Source organism: Vibrio bivalvicida, assembly GCF_001399455.2.
In the GTDB taxonomy this organism is placed as follows: Bacteria; Pseudomonadota; Gammaproteobacteria; order Enterobacterales; family Vibrionaceae; genus Vibrio; species Vibrio bivalvicida.
The window spans coordinates 57,962-76,668 of sequence record NZ_LLEI02000053.1 but is presented as its reverse complement, the minus strand read 5'-3'; the positions used below and the strand labels follow the sequence as shown (position 1 = coordinate 76,668).

The following is an 18,707-nucleotide window of genomic DNA, read 5'->3' as shown; positions in this document are numbered from 1 at the left end:
CGTTTGCTGCGGTCTTACGCCGAGCTATTAAGAGCCGACCCGAAATGGATCGGCAATTTTTTGTTAATTAAACCGAACGGTTAACAAGCATAGTCTTAATATGACCAATTGCTTTCGTCGGGTTTAGTCCCTTAGGACAAACACTTACACAATTCATGATGCCATGGCAACGGAAAACGCTAAATGCATCATCAAGATTTGACAAACGTTCATCTGTCGCAGTATCGCGGCTATCAATTAGCCAGCGGTAGGCAGCAAGCAGACCAGCAGGACCGATAAATTTGTCAGGGTTCCACCAGAATGATGGACATGAAGTCGTACAACATGCACACATGATACATTCATACAAACCATCTAAATGCGCACGCTCATCTGGCGTTTGTAAATTTTCGCGAGATGGTGGAAGCGCGCCATCATCAATCAAGAACGGCTTAACTTTCGCATAGTTGTCGTAGAACTGCGTCATGTCAACGATAAGGTCACGTACAACTGGCAAACCAGGCAGTGGACGGATAACTATTTTGTCACCGCTCAATGCAGAAAGTGGTGTAATACAAGCTAACCCATTCTTACCATTCATATTAAGGCCATCAGAGCCACATACACCTTCACGGCAGGAACGACGGAATGAGATGGTAGGATCTTGTTCTTTTAACAGAATCAATGCATCAAGAAGCATCATGTCTGATCCTTCTTCCACTTCTAGCGTGTAATCCTTCATATATGGCTTTTGATCAGCATCTGGATTGTAGCGGTACAAAGAGAAATTCAGTTTCATAATTATGCCCTCCTTTCCTTAGTACGTACGTGCTTTTGGTGGAAACGCTTCACGGTGAATCGGTTCCATATTCACATCACGCTTAGACATCGCCTCTGTATCCGGGTTATAGATCGAGTGGCATAACCACTGTGCATCGTCACGATCCGGGAAATCAAAGCGAGCATGGGCACCACGACTTTCTGTACGGTAGTTTGCCGCAACCGCCGTTGCGAATGCCGTTTCCATCAAGTTTTCTAGCTCAAGACACTCAATACGCTGAGTGTTAAACTCTGTTGATTTATCAGCAAGGTGTGCGTTTTTTAAACGCTCACGAATCACTTTTAGCTCTTCTAAACCTTTTGCCATTGCATCACCTTCACGGAATACCGAGAAGTTGTTCTGCATACATTGTTGCAGATCTTTACGAATTTGCGCAGGGTCTTCACCTTCAGTGCTGTTCTCCCAACGATTGTAACGCTCAAGAGAACGCTCAATATCTTCATCAGTTGCGGGCTTAGCCTCCGCTTGCTTAGCGAGAGTCTCACCTAGGTGTAGACCTGTTGCACGACCAAATACCACCAAGTCTAGTAGTGAGTTACCACCTAGACGATTCGCACCGTGAACCGATACAGAAGCAATTTCACCACAAGCAAATAGACCTTGAACTTCAACATCAGCACCGCTCTCGTCTTGCTTAATCGCTTGACCAGAAACCTGAGTCGGAATACCACCCATCATGTAGTGACAAGTAGGGATTACTGGAATTGGCTCTTTCACTGGATCAACGTGAGCAAATGTTCGAGACAGTTCACAAACACCTGGAAGACGAGACTCTAGTGTCTCTTTACCTAGGTGATCTAGCTTCAATTTAATGTGTGGCCCCCATGGACCATCGCAACCACGACCTTCACGGATTTCAATCATCATCGAGCGAGCTACAACATCACGACCCGCCAAATCTTTAGCATTAGGAGCGTAACGCTCCATGAATCGTTCGCCGTCTTTATTGAGAAGATAACCCCCCTCACCACGACAACCTTCCGTTACAAGTACACCTGCACCAGCGATCCCCGTTGGGTGGAACTGCCACATTTCCATATCTTGCATTGGTACACCGGCACGCAGTGCCATACCAACGCCATCACCCGTGTTGATGTGTGCGTTAGTTGTGGATGCGTAAATACGACCCGCACCACCTGTTGCAAGAATGGTCGCTTTCGATTTGAAGTAACAGACTTCGCCTGTTTCCATACAAAGCGCAGTACAACCTAAAACAACACCATCTTCATTTTTTACGATGTCGAGTGCATACCACTCTGAGAATACCGTCGTTTTATGCTTAATGTTTTGCTGGTACAGAGTATGCAGAAGTGCGTGACCAGTACGGTCTGCCGCCGCCGCAGTACGTGCCGCTTGCTCTCCACCAAAATTCTTTGATTGGCCACCAAACGGACGTTGATAAATGCTGCCGTTGTCAAAGCGAGAGAAAGGAAGCCCCATTTTCTCTAGCTCAATTACAGACTCAGGACCGTTCTTACACATGTATTCGATAGCATCTTGGTCGCCAATGTAGTCAGAGCCTTTGACTGTATCGTACATATGCTGTTCCCAGTGGTCTTCGTGCGCATTACCTAGCGCAACCGTAATACCACCTTGAGCAGAAACAGTATGTGAACGTGTTGGAAATACTTTAGAAAGCAACGCACAAGAAAGACCTTGCTCAGAAATTTGCAGTGCAGCGCGCATGCCTGCACCACCAGCGCCGATTACTACGGCATCAAATTCGCGAACTGGAATAGACACTTACGCACCCCACAGAATAAATAGACCAGAGAAGAAGTAACCAAATAGAACAGCAATAATTCCTAGCTGTAGGCCACCACGGAGCTTGGCGCACTTGATGTAATCAGTCAGTACCTGCCATAGACCAATCCAAGCGTGGATAAGAACAGACAGTAGCGCCAGCATAGTAAACACTTTAGTGAATGTGCCACCAAAGAACTGGGTCCAAGATACGTAAGAAATATCTGTGAAAGCGCAAAAGCTCACCAGATAGATAGTGTAAAGCGTCATAATGATTGCAGTAGCACGGATTAATAAGAAATCGTGTACACCATTACGACCAAAAGATGAAATGTGTTTTACCATACCATAACCCCCGCAAGTAGAGACAGAACGGCTGTTGCTGCGAATGCAACCTTAGCGCTCATTGCACCAGATTCCAGCTCTTCAAAATGACCTAAATCCATTAATAAGTGACGAATGCCACCTGCAATGTGATAGGCCAAAGCCGTTAGGATGCCCCATAAGATAAACTTCACAAAGAAACCATCGACTAGGTCAACAGCTTGTGCGTAGCCGATTGGGGAGGATAGAGAAATGGATAGTAACCAAAGCAGAATTCCGATTGCGACAAACGTAATTACACCAGATACGCGGTGTAAGATGGATGCGATTGCAGTGATCGGAAAGCGAATGGTCTGTAAATCTAAATTAACAGGTCTTGACTTTCTTTCTTTCACGGGCTTGCTCACTCAGCTCCATTGAGCATTTATAGTTATGAACGAATTTTGATTGCAAACCTACAAAACTTAACATTTATTTAACACAAGACTGCAACAATTGCCGGAGTATTTTGTAAAATATTTGTTAACAACAAGGATTGAAATTTCACCTCACATTTCTTTCAAGCCTTGAATTTATAAGGTTTCCACCAAAATTTACTGCGCCACTATACGGCTGGCAACATTCTAATACAATTGATGTAACAATTTTTGCTACACAGACCAGATTTTTCATCTTATACGTTCAAAAAATCATAACAAGTGCACACATCAGATGAGAAAAATTGACTTTGATAACGATCACACGTACAAAAATGGCACACAAACATCCTGGACGGATTAAATAATAAACAAAGGAGATTGTTATGGCAGATAAGAAAGCTACCCTTCATGTCGAAGGCCAAGCACCTATCGAGCTGCCAATTATGGAAAGTGCACTAGGCACTCCTGTGATTGATGTTCGTACACTGGGCGCAAAAGGATTTTTTACTTTTGACCCAGGTTTTCTTGCCACTGCATCTTGTGAATCTCAAATCACCTACATCGACGGCGGCAAAGGTATTCTGCTGCACCGCGGTTACCCAATTGATCAGTTGGCGAACAACGCTGATTACTTAGAAGTATGTTACATCCTTCTTTACGGTGAAGCCCCAACACGTGAACAATACGAGCAGTTTAAAACAACCGTTACTCGTCACACTATGGTCCATGAGCAGATTGCGAGTTTCTTCCACGGCTTCCGTCGTGATGCTCACCCAATGGCTGTTATGTGTGGTGTAGTTGGCGCATTGGCTGCGTTCTACCACGATTCACTCGATATTCATAATGACACACACCGTGAAATCACGGCATACCGACTACTGTCGAAAATGCCAACTCTTGCGGCGATGTGTTACAAGTACTCTATTGGTCAGCCTTTCATTTACCCACGGAATGACCTGAGCTACGCCGAGAACTTCCTTCACATGATGTTCGCAAACCCATGTGAAGAGTACGAAGTGAACCCTGTTGTTGCTCGCGCTATGGATAAGATCTTTACGCTACACGCAGACCACGAACAGAACGCTTCCACTTCAACTGTTCGTCTGGCGGGTTCTTCTGGTGCTAACCCATTTGCATGTATTGCAGCGGGTATCGCATCTCTATGGGGCCCAGCTCATGGCGGTGCAAATGAAGCCTGTCTGAAAATGCTTGAAGAGATTGGTAGTGTTGACAACATTCCTGAGTACGTTGCACGCGCAAAAGATAAAGATGATCCATTCCGCCTAATGGGCTTTGGTCATCGCGTATACAAAAACTACGATCCTCGCGCTACGGTTATGCGTGAAACCTGTCACGAAGTGCTTAAAGAGCTAAAAATCAAAGATCCACTGCTAGACGTTGCTATGGAACTTGAGCGTATCGCGCTTTCTGACGAATACTTCGTGTCTAAGAAACTATACCCGAATGTAGACTTCTACTCAGGTATCATTCTTAAAGCAATCGGCATCCCAGTTTCAATGTTTACAGTGATCTTCGCTCTATCTCGTACGATCGGCTGGATTGCACACTGGAACGAAATGCACAGCGACCCACTAAACCGTATCGGTCGTCCTCGTCAGCTATACACTGGTGAAGTACAGCGTGAATTCTCACCTCTACATGAGCGTGAATAATAGCTGACTAGCAAAAAGTTAAAGGCTGACGTGTAAACGTCAGCCTTTTTTATTAGATGAGTTGTAATCCTCAAGTACGGGCTAAACCGGATTATCAATATCAATAAATTCGACAGCCAAACTATGTTCCTTGGCTAACCATTCACCAAGAGCTTTAATTCCGTAACGCTCGGTCGCATGGTGACCTGCAGCGAAATAATGGATATCTTGCTCGCGTGCCGAGTAAGTCGTTCGCTCTGAGATCTCGCCTGATACAAAGGCATCGAGGCCATTTTGAGCCGCTAGCTCGATATAATCTTGACCACCACCAGTACACCAACCGACTGTTTCAATCATCTTATCGGCATTATCTGGCGCAATGTGCAGTGGCTCGCGAGCGAGTACTTGATTAATCTTGCTGGCGAACTCAACACCTGTCATTGGTGTTTTTAGTCGACCAAACATCGCGACAGATTGCGGATGACCTTCAAGACCACCTTCAACGTCTATTTCTAACAAACGTGCCAGTTCAGCGTTATTACCCAGTTCAGGGTGGATATCTAGTGGTAGGTGGTACCCCAATAAGTTTACGTCGTTCTTGATCAGAGTACGGATGCGCTTGCCTTTCATTCCTCGGATTGGCTCAGGTTCACCTTTCCAAAAATAGCCGTGATGAACCAAAAGTGCATCAGCGTTGAGCTCCACCGCTTTATCAATTAAGGCTTGTGAAGCCGTCACACCGGTAACGACCTTTTTAATCAGCTCTTTACCTTCAACCTGCAAGCCGTTAGGTGCATAGTCTTTAATGAGTTGTGGAGAGAGTTTCTCGTTAAGGATCTTTTCTAATCGTATGTTGTTCATGACAGCTTCCATCTCATTGCTTTCATTACTGCTTTATCTTGCTGTGCAAAGTGTATTCGAACCATAGCAACCTTACCAGCACCTAGCTACAATAGTGGCGTTCAAGCAGATATAGGTTTAAGGATGAACGCTTTACAACGTTTTTATCATTGGGTCCATGAGACTCCATCGCTATTTAATCTGACGCCGCCGTTTGTCGATGTCAAAGCGCTGAATATCACTCCTCTAAAACAAGATCACTATCAGGGAAACCCTCGATTAGGATTCATCTACCAGCACCTATGCACTGAGCTCATCAGCAATAGTTCAAAATATTCGCTGCTCGAAGAAGAGATTCAAATCAATAAGGCATCAGGTCAAACCTTAGGAGCGATTGATCTGATCCTACATAACCTTACGTCACAGCAAAATGAACACTGGGAAGTAGCGATTAAATTCTATCTTTTACATAAAGGCGTTTGGTACGGACCGAATGCGCACGATCAGCTAGACAAGAAACTCGCTAGAATGCTCTCTCATCAATTAAAAATGAGTGCATCTCCGGAATTCCTTGAACAATACCCTCACTACTCTGATCTCACTGAGCATCTGTTAATCCAAGGGCGTCTTTATATCAATCCTTTTTCACCAGAGACAATTCCGGAAGAGTGTCTAGGGCTCACGATAAACCCTAGCCAAATCGCTGGTTATTGGTGTTATCAAAGTCAGTGGGACCAGATTGGCGAACCGCTGTATGAACTCGAAAAGCCACTTTGGGCCGTTGGACTAGAAGAGTTCACCAACCCTATCGATAAACCTAATGGAAGGTTTGTCCATGCTCAGACAAAAAGCGGTCAATTCTGGTTTGTAGTGCCGGATAGTTGGCCGAACTAATAAATATTTAATCAGAAGGGTCTGTAACTCTTTTTATCGTCATCCTCAAGAGTGAGGCACGAGCGAGTTGGGGATCTCTTATAACAGACGCAATATCAAAGAGATTCCTTACTCCCTCATTCTTCGGTCTAAGGAATGACAAATATTCCTCTCGCAGGGTGAAGCCCGATCCCGCTCTCCATAGGACGAAGTCCGTTCCCGAGTCTCAACAAAAAGGGCTGACAACTTGTCAGCCCTTGATGCAACACTTAGTCGTCGAAATTAGAGACCTGCGTCTGAAAATACCTGATTCACGATCTCTTGTGCTTCAGCTTCGATTTGCTTCAAGTGCTCTTCACCTTTAAAGCTTTCACAGTAGATCTTGTAAATATCTTCTGTACCTGACGGACGAGCAGCAAACCAGCCGTTTTCAGTAGTGACTTTTAGACCACCAATCGCAGCGCCATTACCCGGAGCATGAGTCAGGCGAGCAGTAATTGCATCACCTGCTAGCATCTCTGCCGTTACCATTTCAGCAGAAAGCTTAGACAACACTGCTTTTTGCGGGCCATTTGCCACCGCTTGAATACGGTTGTACTCAGACGCACCGTGTTTCGCCGCTAGCTCTTCGTAGTATTCTTGTGGGTTCTTACCTGTTACAGCAGTAATTTCAGCGGCTAGCAGACATAAGATGATGCCATCTTTGTCAGTTGACCAAGGTGTACCGTCTTTACGTAAGAATGAAGCGCCCGCAGACTCTTCACCACCAAAGCCGAATTTACCCTCATAAAGACCATCAACAAACCATTTGAAGCCAACTGGCACTTCACAAAGTTCGCGACCAAGGTCAGCGACTACACGGTCAATCAGCGCACTTGATACCAGTGTCTTACCAACAGCAACGTCTTTGCCCCAACCTTCGCGGTGACGGTACAGGTAATCAATACATACTGCTAGGAAATGGTTAGGGTTCATTAGCCCTTTTGGTGTAACGATACCGTGGCGGTCATAATCTGGATCATTACCAAATGCTAGATCATACTCATCTTTAAGAGCTAGCAACCCAGCCATTGCATACGGGGATGAACAGTCCATACGAACGACGCCATCTTTATCTAGCGACATAAACTGGAATGATGGGTCAATTGCTTCACTAACCAAAGTCAGATCTAGATTATAAGCAGCACCGATTTGGCGCCAATAATCTATACCGCTACCGCCTAGCGGATCCACTCCAATTTTAAGATCTGCTTTTTGGATCGCTTCCATGTCGATAACATTAACTAAGTCATCAATATAAGGCTTCACCAAATCACGCTCGTCAAATAACTCAGATGATTTCGCATCACCTAGCGGCATGCGTTTCACACCTTGTAAACCTTCTGCAATCAGTAGGTTAGCGCGATCTTGAATCGCTTGAGTTAATTCACCTTCAGCAGGGCCACCATGAGTTGGATTGTATTTTATACCGCCATCTTGCGGTGGGTTATGCGAAGGCGTGATAACAATGCCGTCAGCTTTGTCTTGATGTTTCAAGTTGTAAGTCAAAATAGCGTGAGAAACACCCGGCGTTGGCGTATAACCATTGTCTGTCTGAACAATCACTTGCACACCATTAGCGACAAGCACTTCTACAACTGTTGAAAATGCTGGCTCAGATAACGCATGAGTATCTTTACCAACAAACAGTGGACCTGTTGTGCCTTTTTCTGCACGAACTTCCGCAACGGCTTGAGTAATCGCTAAAATATGGTGTTCATTGAACGTAGACTTGTCTGAACTGCCACGGTGACCAGAAGTACCAAATTCTACTTTATGGTTAGGATTGGAAGAGTCAGGTTGAAGAAGAAAATAATTTGCGACGAGGGCTGGTATATTATGCAGGTCTTGCTGTTGAGCTTTTTGTCCCGCTCGTGGGTGCATAGCCATTTGACATCCTTTCTTAAAAATATTTAGACATAAAAAAACCTCATAATACGTTAACTGAGTTGTGCATTATGAGGTTTCTATCAGAATTCTCTAGATTGAGTTAGTCACTTTCTCAATAAGGTCTGCTGGAAAATTCATTCTCGCCATCAGTTGGTCAACCATCTGCCTCTTGCGGCTAGTGTTGTTATTGGTAATAACCCAAAATGGTGAACCAGGAATCGACTTCGGCTTAGTTGTATTACCATTCGCCAGTAGCGTCTGCTCATTATCAGCGAAGTAAACACGCTTACGACCTTTAACCTGAGTTGCTTCTGAAAAATCATTCGGGTTAATGCGATGCAGTGTAGACAGAACCAGCATAAAGCGGTCAATTGCTTTTTTAAGACCAGCAAATTCGTCAGAGATAAGTAATGAACGCATCTCTTTAACACTGTCTACAGCTTGTTCTTGTATTGCATCTTTGCTAACCACTACACCCTTTGGTTGCGCCACTACCTGCGGTTTGGTTGCACACTCTTCTGCTTGCGTCATCAAAAGACGACGTAAAATGTCCGAAGCACTCTCACCAATATGCTGGGTTTGACTTGCGATGTAACGGTATAGATCCTCATCAACCTCAATTGTTTTCATTCGCTTTTCACAATCTCTATGTTTAAACTCTGGGGGATTATAGCGAGATCTTTAAAGAGACTCTACGGTTTACCTGTCACGAATAGAATAAAATGTCACAACTGCTCAACTATAAACTCGAAGGTGAGGGTCACACCATTGTATTGATCCATGGATTATTTGGTAACTTAGATAATCTAGGCTTGCTTGCACGCGACCTCAAAGAGGATCATCAAGTGTTGAGTATTGACCTGCGCAATCATGGAATCTCATTTCAAAGTGACCAGCACAGCTACCCACTAATGGCACAAGATGTTTACGCACTACTTCAGCACTTAAACCTCAGCAACTACACCATTGTTGGCCATTCTATGGGTGGCAAGGTAGCAATGAAATTAGCGGAAATCGCCCAAGATCAAGTTGATAAGTTGCTCGTTTTAGATATGGCCCCGGTTCAATACACCCAAAGCCGGCACGACAATGTATTCAACGGTCTTAAAGCCGTATTAAAACAAAAACCGACACAACGAAAGCAAGCACTTGGTATTTTAGCAGAGCATATTGAATTAGAAGGTGTAAGGCAGTTCCTTGGTAAATCTTTGTATAACACAGGGGAACATTTGGCGTGGCGGTTTAATGTTGAAAGCTTATGGGACAACTATTGGGAAATTCTTGGTTGGCAAACTATTGAGACAATTTCTACGCCTACTCTGTTTATCAAAGGTGGTGATTCGGATTACTTAACCGCAGAGCACCAAGGGCAAGTTAAACAGCAGTTCAGCAATGCTAAAGCCCATGTTATCGCTAATACCGGACATTGGTTGCACGCTGAAAAGCCGGCTGAAGTGATACGTGCTATTCGCAAGTTCATTACGTAAAACAGAATGAGAGATCAGTTGTACTATGCCCGTTAACTTTATTCAGTAACAGTGGTATAGTGCGGCGCAAGTAATTTGGCATAAAGGGATTCCATGCTCTACGACTACATGAACATGCTCGAGTCAATTGGTCTCGATCTGCTTTTCGCGTCTATCTTTTTCTTTATCGGTATGGCGATAAAAGATGTCTTAAAAGCGGGTAATGTTCCCCCTTTCGGTCGTCGCATTGTATGGTTAGTCCTATTCCTTGGCTGTGCTGGGTTTATCGCCAAAGGCATTATTCAGCTTAGCTGGGAAGGTGGTGGTATCGGCTGATATCAACCGAGCCCACAACAGAAATTAGTAAAGGTAACGAATCTATGGCAAGTGTAGGCATCTTCTTTGGTAGCGACACAGGTAACACTGAAGCTGTTGCAAAGATGATTCAAAAGCAACTAGGTAAACAACTGGTTCACGTTCAAGATATCGCTAAAAGCAGCAAAGAAGATATTGATAACTTCGATCTTCTGCTTCTTGGTATCCCAACTTGGTACTATGGCGAAGCGCAATGTGACTGGGATGATTTTTTCCCAGAACTAGAGCAAATCGATTTTTCGACTAAGCTAGTGGCAATCTTCGGCTGTGGCGACCAAGAAGACTACGCAGAGTACTTCTGTGATGCTATGGGTACAGTACGTGATATCGTTGAAGCGAAAGGTGGTACTATCCTTGGCTACACTTCAACTGAAGGCTATGAGTTTGAAGCTTCTAAAGGCCTAGTTGAAGGCGATGAGAGCCAATTCGTTGGTCTATGTATCGATGAAGACCGCCAACCAGAACTTACTGAAGAGCGTGTCAACAGTTGGTGTAAACAAATTCACGAAGAGATGTGCCTAGCAGAACTAGAAGACTAGCCTCATCACTTACTGTAAAAAAGCCTCCACTAAGGAGGTTTTTTTATGCCGCTTGTTCTTCACCATCTTCTTCTCTGAATTGTGGTTTTTTTCGCACATAAAGTTTGCGCTGTACTTCAGAAACGATATTTCCATGATTATCTTTAACGTAAATGATGAATTCAGGAAAAGACTTATCCCCTTCTGCAGTCTGTCTTAAGATATCTTCGAGTTGATGTTGTGTGACACAAAATTCAGCAAACAAATCACTTTGCCCTGGCTTGATAAAATTGATGCTCGCTTCCTTATCCCACACATAATAACGCTCACCTAAAATGCCCATTAACATTAAAGAATACACTGGGTCGGTCAATGAGAATATACTCCCACCATATTGGGTACGATTGGCATTCTTGTTCCACCAACGCAGCTTGAGCTTCATTTTGACCTCGCGAAAGTCATCGCTGATCGACAGGATTTTTATCCCAGCTCCCCAAAAAGGTGGCCATGAGTTGAGTGCAAATTTAACCACACCTGGTTTATATATTTTAGCCAATGATTTGTTCATTTCTTGTCCTTAACTGATTACCTCACTATTTGTTAACCAATTGTAACTGGTCTGATGTGTTTTATCAGTGACTTCTTACCTGTTTATAAAAAAATACTAGTAACCCTTTGAACTTCGTGGTTTATTGTTTAACAGTACTGCCCTATAATGATAGGAATATTGAATTCTGTTAATAACTGCAGATCATCAACAGGAAAGTATATGTCAGACAATAACCAAGCGCTTAAGGATGCTGGTCTTAAAGTTACCCTTCCAAGACTAAAGATTTTAGAAGTACTACAGCAGCCTGAATGCCAACATATCAGTGCTGAAGAACTGTACAAGAAGCTGATTGATCTAGGAGAAGAGATTGGTCTAGCGACGGTATACCGAGTATTGAACCAATTTGATGATGCAGGTATCGTAACTCGCCACCACTTTGAAGGTGGTAAGTCTGTATTTGAACTGTCAACACAGCATCACCACGATCACCTGGTATGTTTAGATTGCGGTGAAGTGATCGAGTTCTCTGATGACATCATTGAAGAGCGCCAGAAAGAAATCGCCGCTCAATACAATGTGATACTAACCAACCACAGCTTATACCTTTACGGTAAATGCGCAGATGGAAGCTGTAAAAATAACCCAGACGCACATAAGTCTAAATAATCACCAACTCTCAACATCGTATTTAAACGTCAGCAAAGCTGGCGTTTTTTATTGCCCACACAAAAAAGCCAGTCGCTAAGACCGGCTTTTTAACATTAGATTACTGTTCTACTTAGCTTCGATTTTAGCCCAAGTATCACGAAGACCAACAGTGCGGTTAAACACTAACGCTTCTGATTTCGAATCTTTAGTATCTGCACAGAAATAACCCATACGCTCAAACTGAAAGCCTTTCTCTGCTTGTGCTTGAGCTAGGCTTGGTTCAACATACCCGTTCAGTTTCACTAGTGACTCTGGGTTGAGTGTTTCTGCGAAGTTATCCGCTGCTGCTGGATTTGCAATAGTAAACAGACGATCGTAAAGACGAATCTCAGCTGGAAGACCTTTATCAGCAGATACCCAGTGAATTACACCTTTCACTTTACGGCCATCAGCTGGGTTCTTGCCTAATGTGTCTGCATCGTAGCTACAGAAGATAGTGGTAATGTTACCCTCTGCATCTTTTTCGATACGCTCTGCTTTGATCACGTAAGCACCGCGTAGGCGCACTTCTTTACCCAGAACCAGTCGCTTGTACTTCTTGTTAGCTTCTTCGCGGAAGTCTTCGCGCTCAATCCAAACTTCGCGGGTGAACGGTACTTCACGCTCGCCCATATCAGGTTTGTTTGGATGATTTGCTACTGTCAAAGACTCTACGCTGCCTTCTTCAAAGTTCTCAATGACAATCTTAACCGGATCAAGAACCGCCATTGCGCGAGGTGCGTTTTCGTTCAGGTCATCACGAATACAAGACTCTAGAGAACTCATCTCAATCATGTTGTCTTGCTTAGTGACACCAATACGTTTACAGAACTCACGAATAGAAGCTGGCGTGAAACCACGACGACGCAGACCAGAAATAGTCGGCATACGTGGATCGTCCCAACCATTCACTAGGTTCTCAGTGACTAGTTGGTTTAGCTTACGCTTCGACATCACCGTGTACTCTAGGTTCAGGCGACTAAACTCGTACTGACGCGGCTGACAATCAATCGTGATGTTGTCTAGAACCCAGTCGTACAGACGACGGTTATCCATGAACTCTAGAGTACAGATAGAATGCGTAATACCTTCTAGCGCATCAGAGATACAGTGCGTAAGGTCGTACATTGGGTAGATGCACCACTTGTCACCCGTTTGGTGGTGCTCAGCAAAGCGCACACGGTAAAGAACAGGATCGCGCAGCACAATGAAAGAAGATGCTAGATCAATCTTTGCACGTAGACACGCTTTACCTTCTTCGAAACCGCCGTCACGCATCTTCTCAAATAGCGCTAAGTTTTCTTCAGGTGTGCGATCGCGGTACGGGCTTGGCTTACCAGGCTCGGTAAGTGTGCCACGGTACTCACGGATCTGCTCAGGACTTAGCTCTTCAACGTACGCTAAGCCTTTGTTAATTAATTCCACTGCATAGCCGTATAGCTTGTCGAAGTAGTTTGATGAGTAACAAACATCACCCTCCCACTCGAAACCTAACCAGCTCACATCATTCTTAATTGACTCAACGTATTCAACGTCTTCTTTTTCTGGGTTGGTATCATCAAAACGAAGATTACATTTACCCTGGTAGTCCTGAGCAATACCGAAGTTCAAGCAAATTGACTTAGCGTGACCGATATGCAGATAACCATTCGGCTCTGGCGGAAAACGAGTATGCACGCTTGTGTGTTTACCATCCGCTAAATCTTTATCAATGATTTGGCGAATGAAATTCGATGGACGAGCTTCAGCTTCACTCATCTATAGCACCTCAATTGTTGTAGTATTGTTCAGAGAAATTCTTTCTTTAAGTGGCAGTAATCCACCCAAAGCATATAACGTCTAATGATCCACAATTCTCACCCATTACACAACTACAACCGAGCGCAATTTAATAAATAATGAATGATTTCTTGGCCAGATAACCAAAACAGTGGTTAGCTTTTCAGCAAATGAGTTTTCTGTACGCAAAAAACAAGAAAACCTCCCGAAGGAGGTTTTCGTTATTCACTTATTAACGAGTCGTCATTAAGGAAGTTTTACATCCGACAGATCTTCGTTGGCACCGATTGCTTTCATTTCGCCAGCAACGATTTCAGCTAGTGGACCAAGGATAACTTGAAGGTTGTTCTCACCTAGTTTTACAACACCTTTAGCGCCGAGTTTCTTAAGTACTACTTCGTCTGCTACAGAGCGGTCTTTTAGAGTAAGACGTAGACGAGTGATACAAGCGTCAATTGAAGTTAAGTTATCGTGACCACCTAGAGCTTTTAGGTATTGACGCGCTAGGTCGCCGCTTTTCGCTTCACCTGCTGGGGCTACGGCTGCTTCTTCGTCATCATCTTCACGACCTGGTGATTTCAGGTTGAATGCACGGATTGCGAAGCTAAATGTGAAGAAGTATAGAGCACCGAAACCCAGACCGATTAGAAGTAGTAGGAACGGTTTAGTTGCTAGACCCCAGTTCAAGATAAAGTCGATAAGACCGGCAGAGAAACCGAAGCCATGTAGTGTACCAAACATGTTAGCAACAACTAGAGCTAGACCTGTAAACACAGCGTGCATTGCGTATAGCGCTGGTGCTAGGAATACAAACATGAACTCTAGTGGCTCTGTAATACCTGTTAGGAATGAACAGAATGCTACCGAGAATAGTGCACCGCCTACTTGACTACGTTTCTCAGCCGGCGCTGCTAGATACATTGCTAGAGCTGCGCCAGGTAGACCGAACATCATTACTGGGAAGAAACCGTTCATGAATACACCAGCAGATTTATCGCCGCCGAAGTAACGGTGTAGGTCACCAGATTTAACTGTTTCAGTTACTTCTTTTACTGTTGCAGTGATCTCTGGGGTTACAGAGTTTGCGAATTCAAACGTGTGAGTTTGACCAGCAACAAGAGTTTTCGCTAGAGCTGGGTCTACACAAAGTTGTTGTAGAGCAGGAAGTGCTTCACCCGCTGCTTGAGCACCAGTCACTAGTACTTCTTGACACGTACCCATACCGAACCAGAAGTAAGAGTTAAGAACGTGGTGAAGACCTACTGGGATAAGCGCGCGGTTAAGAGTACCGTAAACGAACTGACCAATTGCACCAGAAGTCGAAACTGCGTGTGCTAGTGCGTCTAGACCACCTTGGATAGTTGGCCATACAACGCCAGAGATTGCACCTGCGACTAGCGCGAATAGACCAGCCATAATAGGCACTAGACGTTTACCAGAGAAAAATGCCAACCATTCAGGAAGACGCGTCGCATGGAAAGCATTGTATGAGTGACCAGCGATAATACCAGCGATGATACCACCGAAGAATGACATGTTTATGTCTGCATTAATTGTTGTTGCTGTCGCAGTTAGAACGAAGTACGCAACCGCGCCCGCTAGACCCGCAGCACCTTGACCGTCTTTCGAAAGACCAATCGCGATACCTAGGCCGAATAATAGTGGAAGTTGACCAAAGATAGCACCACCAGCTTGCGCCATAAATGGAATATCTAATAGGTCACCTTGACCTAAACGTAGTAAGAGCGCCGCAACTGGAAGCGTTGCGATAGGAAGCATAAGAGCTTTACCTAACTTTTGCGCATATCCAAGAATATTCACCTTAAGTTCCCCCTATAGGATTTTGTATTTTGGCTGAGCCACTTTTTTTAGCCGCTCAATTTAGTCCTGCTCAGTTTATGACATTAATTTTGCTCCGCAAATTAAAACCTTATCATTTGTGATCATAATCACCAGAAACAGGTGTTCCGGAAGGTTTTTGCTAGCGAGATCATAAAACTTATTTTACAATACAAAAAAATAGCATCCATTGAGTAATTTTCGCGGTACTCTTACAGTACAAATAAGGCCGCAGTGATCATCTGGTATAGTATTCGCAACCTATATCAATGCGAAGTAAATCACTCGCCACACTAGCACCAGGCAAGGTGCTTACAGAATATTGATAACTCATTTTTCGTTTGCTAAAGATATTTTGCGATCTAATTGAAGCTCACAAATAAAGTACAACTATGTAGTGAATCGCTGGCTTCAATAGATGACCGAAGGTATTTAGAATCTAAACTTATAAGGATTAGCTAACCATGTATGCGCTAACTAACTGTAAAATTTTTACCGGCAGCGACGTCCTCGTTGATCATGCTGTCATCATTAACAACAATCTGATTGATTCTGTATGCCCAATTTCTGAACTACCTTCTGGTATAGAAACGCGTGATCTAAACGGCGCCAACGTTAGCCCTGGCTTTATTGACCTTCAATTAAATGGTTGCGGTGGCGTCATGTTAAATGACGAGATTACGGCTGAGACCATGCAGATCATGCATCAAGCGAATCTACAGTCTGGCTGTACAAGCTTCTTACCGACTCTGATTACCTCTTCTGATGAAGACATGCGCCAAGCGGTCGCGGCTGCACGGGACTACCATGCTCAATATCAAAACCAATCGTTAGGGCTTCACCTAGAAGGTCCATACCTAAATGTGATGAAGAAAGGCATTCACAGTGTTGACCACATCCGACCATCAGAAGACAGCATGGTCGATTTCATGTGCGAAAACGCAGACGTTATTGCTAAAGTGACCCTTGCTCCAGAGCATAACGATCCTGCTCACATCGAGCGCCTAAAAACGGCTGGTATTGTAGTTTCAATCGGCCACACAAACGCAACTTATGCAGAGGCACGCAAAGGCTTTGAAGCAGGTATTTCATTCGCTACGCACCTATTTAATGCCATGACTCCGATGGTTGGTCGCGAACCCGGTGTTGTGGGTGCTATCTACGATACCCCGGATGTTTACGCTGGCATCATCGCCGATGGCTTCCATGTCGACTATGCAAACATTCGTATCGCTCACAAAATTAAGGGCGAAAAATTAGTATTAGTGACCGATGCCACAGCTCCTGCAGGCGCTGACATGGATTACTTTATTTTTGTTGGTAAGAAAGTATATTACCGAGATGGTAAGTGTGTTGATGAAAATGGCACACTTGGCGGCTCAGCACTTACAATGATTGAAGCAGTTCAAAACACTGTTGAGCACGTCGGTATCGCACTGGACGAAGCACTCCGCATGGCTACTATGTATCCTGCTAAAGCAATAGGGTTAGAAGAAAAACTAGGTCGAGTTAAAAAAGGCATGGTGGCTAACCTTACTGTATTTGATCGTGACTTCAATGTTCAGGCGACAATTGTTAACGGACAATACGAGCAAAATTAAGAATGAATGGCGGACAAATAGGTAACGTAGATTTAGTAAAACAACTAAATAGTGCAGCTGTTTACAGGCTGATCGATCAACAAGGTCCTATTTCGAGGATTCAAGTTGCCGATGTTAGCCAACTGGCACCTGCCAGTGTTACGAAAATTACCCGCCAGCTTCTAGAACGCGGTCTGATAAAAGAGGTCGCGCAACAAGCTTCTACCGGAGGTCGCCGAGCGATATCCTTAACAACTGAGGTTGAACCATTTCATTCAGTCGCAATTCGACTAGGGCGTGATTATCTTCAATTCAGTCTATACGACTTAGGTGGCAAAGAGCTTGCTTCTAATTACAACGAGTTTTTCTATATCACTCAAGAAGAACTTGTTGAAGGGCTTATTTCACAGCTAAAAAGCTTTATTCAGATCAACCAAAGCCATATCAATCAACTCATTGCTATTGGTGTCGCGCTACCCGGCCTAGTCAACCCTGAGACAGGGGTTGTTGAGTACATGCCGAATATCTCGATTGATAACCTTGCCCTGTCAGAGCTGATTCACAACACCTTCCACGTGCAATGTTTTGTTGGTAACGATGTGCGTGGTATGGCACTTGCCGAACATTACTTTGGTGCCAGCCGGGATTGCCAAGACTCGATCTTAGTCAGTGTACACCGAGGAACAGGCGCTGGTATCATTGTCAATGGGCAAGTGTTTCTTGGTCATAACCGCAATGTGGGCGAAATTGGGCATATTCAAATAGATCCACTTGGCGAACAATGTCAGTGTGGCAACTTTGGCTGTCTAGAAACCGTGGCTGCTAACCCCGCAATCGTTGAACGGGTGAATAAATTGATCAACCAAGGCTATGAGTCGAGCTTAACTGAACTTGAAACGATCAATATTACGGACATATGCGAACACGCAAATCTTGGCGATGAACTATCAAAACAAAGTTTGGTGCGCGTTGGTAACCAATTGGGTAAAGCCATTGCAATTACTATCAACTTATTTAACCCGCAAAAAATCGTCATCGCTGGTGATATTACCCAATGCGAAGAAGTTCTTTTTCCGGCTATTCGTCGTAACGTTGAGAACCAATCACTAACAACTTTTCATACAGACTTACCAATTGTTGCCTCACAAATTGATAAGCAACCTACATTAGGCGCGTTTGCTATGATTAAGCGTGCAATGTTGAACGGAGTTCTGCTACAAAAATTGTTAGAAGATTAATCTTCTCCCCCTGTAAGCAACTAATTGAGTTAGAATAACGGGCTACGATATGTAGCCCGTTTTTTTAGGACGAAA

Annotated in this window: 18 protein-coding genes; 8 read left to right on the top strand and 10 right to left on the bottom strand. The window is 44.1% G+C overall.

What is annotated here, in order from left to right; translation table 11 throughout:
• Positions 1-67: 67 nt before the first annotated feature.
• From APB76_RS16975 to sdhC, 4 genes are read right to left on the bottom strand one after another with little or no spacing between them, the layout of a single operon-like run.
• Positions 68-778: a succinate dehydrogenase iron-sulfur subunit gene (locus tag APB76_RS16975; RefSeq protein WP_049846605.1), complete on the bottom strand. Its 711-nt coding sequence runs from the start codon at positions 776-778 to the stop codon at positions 68-70.
• Positions 779-796: 18 nt separating this feature from the next.
• The gene (gene sdhA / locus APB76_RS16970) at positions 797-2,563 is read right to left on the bottom strand and encodes a succinate dehydrogenase flavoprotein subunit (RefSeq protein WP_049846604.1); all 1,767 of its coding nucleotides are present in this window, start codon (positions 2,561-2,563) and stop codon (positions 797-799) included.
• Entirely contained in the window at positions 2,564-2,908 is a 345-nt protein-coding gene (gene sdhD / locus APB76_RS16965; RefSeq protein ID WP_049846603.1) for a succinate dehydrogenase, hydrophobic membrane anchor protein, read from the bottom strand.
• Positions 2,902-3,294 (bottom strand): succinate dehydrogenase cytochrome b556 subunit, encoded by a 393-nt coding sequence (gene sdhC, locus APB76_RS16960; protein ID WP_049846602.1) that lies wholly within the window; start codon positions 3,292-3,294, stop codon positions 2,902-2,904. Before sdhC ends, sdhD begins: the two co-directional genes overlap by 7 nt.
• A 395-nt stretch (positions 3,295-3,689) precedes the next feature.
• Here sdhC and APB76_RS16955 point away from each other — a divergent pair, with 395 nt between their 5' ends.
• Positions 3,690-4,979 carry a citrate synthase gene (locus tag APB76_RS16955; RefSeq protein WP_049846601.1) on the top strand — a complete coding sequence of 430 codons (1,290 nt, stop codon included), beginning with the start codon at positions 3,690-3,692 and terminating at the stop codon, positions 4,977-4,979.
• 81 nt (positions 4,980-5,060) lie between these two features.
• Here the strand turns inward: APB76_RS16955 and APB76_RS16950 are convergent, their stop codons facing one another.
• Positions 5,061-5,819 carry a Nif3-like dinuclear metal center hexameric protein gene (locus tag APB76_RS16950; RefSeq protein ID WP_054961272.1) on the bottom strand — a complete coding sequence of 253 codons (759 nt, stop codon included), beginning with the start codon at positions 5,817-5,819 and terminating at the stop codon, positions 5,061-5,063.
• A 123-nt stretch (positions 5,820-5,942) separates the two neighbouring features.
• On the opposite strand from APB76_RS16950, the gene APB76_RS16945 reads away from it, so the two are divergent.
• Positions 5,943-6,692 carry a DUF1853 family protein gene (locus APB76_RS16945; RefSeq protein WP_054961271.1) on the top strand — a complete coding sequence of 250 codons (750 nt, stop codon included), beginning with the start codon at positions 5,943-5,945 and terminating at the stop codon, positions 6,690-6,692.
• 261 nt (positions 6,693-6,953) lie between these two features.
• Here APB76_RS16945 and pgm read toward each other — a convergent pair whose 3' ends face one another.
• Both pgm and seqA read right to left on the bottom strand, forming a co-directional pair.
• Complete coding sequence (pgm, locus tag APB76_RS16940; RefSeq protein ID WP_054961270.1) at positions 6,954-8,600, bottom strand: phosphoglucomutase (alpha-D-glucose-1,6-bisphosphate-dependent); 1,647 nt, start codon at positions 8,598-8,600, stop codon at positions 6,954-6,956.
• 90 nt (positions 8,601-8,690) lie between these two features.
• On the bottom strand, positions 8,691-9,230 hold the full coding sequence (gene seqA, locus APB76_RS16935) for a replication initiation negative regulator SeqA (RefSeq protein WP_049846597.1): 540 nt from the start codon (positions 9,228-9,230) through the stop codon (positions 8,691-8,693).
• Positions 9,231-9,322: 92 nt separating this feature from the next.
• Between seqA and APB76_RS16930 the strand changes: the two genes are divergently transcribed.
• The 3 genes from APB76_RS16930 to fldA all read left to right on the top strand — a co-directional run bounded on the left by APB76_RS16930 (position 9,323) and on the right by fldA (position 10,980).
• Complete coding sequence (locus APB76_RS16930) at positions 9,323-10,087, top strand: alpha/beta fold hydrolase (RefSeq protein ID WP_054961269.1); 765 nt, start codon at positions 9,323-9,325, stop codon at positions 10,085-10,087.
• 93 nt (positions 10,088-10,180) lie between these two features.
• The gene (locus APB76_RS16925) at positions 10,181-10,402 is read left to right on the top strand and encodes a DUF2788 domain-containing protein (RefSeq protein WP_004744504.1); all 222 of its coding nucleotides are present in this window, start codon (positions 10,181-10,183) and stop codon (positions 10,400-10,402) included.
• Between the two features lie 44 nt (positions 10,403-10,446).
• Positions 10,447-10,980 (top strand): flavodoxin FldA, encoded by a 534-nt coding sequence (gene fldA, locus APB76_RS16920; RefSeq protein WP_049846594.1) that lies wholly within the window; start codon positions 10,447-10,449, stop codon positions 10,978-10,980.
• Between the two features lie 43 nt (positions 10,981-11,023).
• Here the strand turns inward: fldA and APB76_RS16915 are convergent, their stop codons facing one another.
• Positions 11,024-11,527 (bottom strand): DUF4442 domain-containing protein, encoded by a 504-nt coding sequence (locus APB76_RS16915; protein ID WP_054961268.1) that lies wholly within the window; start codon positions 11,525-11,527, stop codon positions 11,024-11,026.
• Between the two features lie 201 nt (positions 11,528-11,728).
• Here APB76_RS16915 and fcrX point away from each other — a divergent pair, with 201 nt between their 5' ends.
• Positions 11,729-12,175 (top strand): ferric iron uptake transcriptional regulator FcrX, encoded by a 447-nt coding sequence (gene fcrX, locus APB76_RS16910; RefSeq protein ID WP_054961267.1) that lies wholly within the window; start codon positions 11,729-11,731, stop codon positions 12,173-12,175.
• Between the two features lie 108 nt (positions 12,176-12,283).
• On the opposite strand, the gene glnS is transcribed toward fcrX, so the two are convergent.
• Together glnS and nagE are read right to left on the bottom strand one after the other, a co-directional pair.
• Positions 12,284-13,954, bottom strand: a complete 1,671-nt coding sequence (gene glnS / locus APB76_RS16905) for a glutamine--tRNA ligase (protein ID WP_054961266.1) — start codon at positions 13,952-13,954, stop codon at positions 12,284-12,286.
• 267 nt (positions 13,955-14,221) lie between these two features.
• Positions 14,222-15,796, bottom strand: coding sequence for an N-acetylglucosamine-specific PTS transporter subunit IIBC (gene nagE / locus APB76_RS16900; RefSeq protein ID WP_054961265.1), 1,575 nt, complete (start codon positions 15,794-15,796; stop codon positions 14,222-14,224).
• A 482-nt stretch (positions 15,797-16,278) separates the two neighbouring features.
• Here nagE and nagA point away from each other — a divergent pair, with 482 nt between their 5' ends.
• Positions 16,279-17,415: an N-acetylglucosamine-6-phosphate deacetylase gene (gene nagA, locus APB76_RS16895; protein ID WP_049846590.1), complete on the top strand. Its 1,137-nt coding sequence runs from the start codon at positions 16,279-16,281 to the stop codon at positions 17,413-17,415.
• Positions 17,416-17,417: 2 nt separating this feature from the next.
• The gene (gene nagC / locus APB76_RS16890) at positions 17,418-18,632 is read left to right on the top strand and encodes a DNA-binding transcriptional regulator NagC (protein ID WP_054961264.1); all 1,215 of its coding nucleotides are present in this window, start codon (positions 17,418-17,420) and stop codon (positions 18,630-18,632) included.
• The last annotated feature ends 75 nt before the right edge of the window (positions 18,633-18,707 follow it).

Coding starts and splice junctions, on each gene's coding strand:
- APB76_RS16975 (WP_049846605.1), bottom strand. CDS start 778: ATGAAACTGAATTTCTCTTTGTACCGCTACAATCCAGATGCTGATCAA.
- sdhD (WP_049846603.1), bottom strand. CDS start 2,908: ATGGTAAAACACATTTCATCTTTTGGTCGTAATGGTGTACACGATTTC.
- APB76_RS16955 (WP_049846601.1), top strand. CDS start 3,690: ATGGCAGATAAGAAAGCTACCCTTCATGTCGAAGGCCAAGCACCTATC.
- APB76_RS16950 (WP_054961272.1), bottom strand. CDS start 5,819: ATGAACAACATACGATTAGAAAAGATCCTTAACGAGAAACTCTCTCCA.
- APB76_RS16945 (WP_054961271.1), top strand. CDS start 5,943: ATGAACGCTTTACAACGTTTTTATCATTGGGTCCATGAGACTCCATCG.
- pgm (WP_054961270.1), bottom strand. CDS start 8,600: ATGGCTATGCACCCACGAGCGGGACAAAAAGCTCAACAGCAAGACCTG.
- seqA (WP_049846597.1), bottom strand. CDS start 9,230: ATGAAAACAATTGAGGTTGATGAGGATCTATACCGTTACATCGCAAGT.
- APB76_RS16930 (WP_054961269.1), top strand. CDS start 9,323: ATGTCACAACTGCTCAACTATAAACTCGAAGGTGAGGGTCACACCATT.
- APB76_RS16925 (WP_004744504.1), top strand. CDS start 10,181: ATGCTCTACGACTACATGAACATGCTCGAGTCAATTGGTCTCGATCTG.
- fldA (WP_049846594.1), top strand. CDS start 10,447: ATGGCAAGTGTAGGCATCTTCTTTGGTAGCGACACAGGTAACACTGAA.
- APB76_RS16915 (WP_054961268.1), bottom strand. CDS start 11,527: ATGAACAAATCATTGGCTAAAATATATAAACCAGGTGTGGTTAAATTT.
- fcrX (WP_054961267.1), top strand. CDS start 11,729: ATGTCAGACAATAACCAAGCGCTTAAGGATGCTGGTCTTAAAGTTACC.
- glnS (WP_054961266.1), bottom strand. CDS start 13,954: ATGAGTGAAGCTGAAGCTCGTCCATCGAATTTCATTCGCCAAATCATT.
- nagA (WP_049846590.1), top strand. CDS start 16,279: ATGTATGCGCTAACTAACTGTAAAATTTTTACCGGCAGCGACGTCCTC.
- nagC (WP_054961264.1), top strand. CDS start 17,418: ATGAATGGCGGACAAATAGGTAACGTAGATTTAGTAAAACAACTAAAT.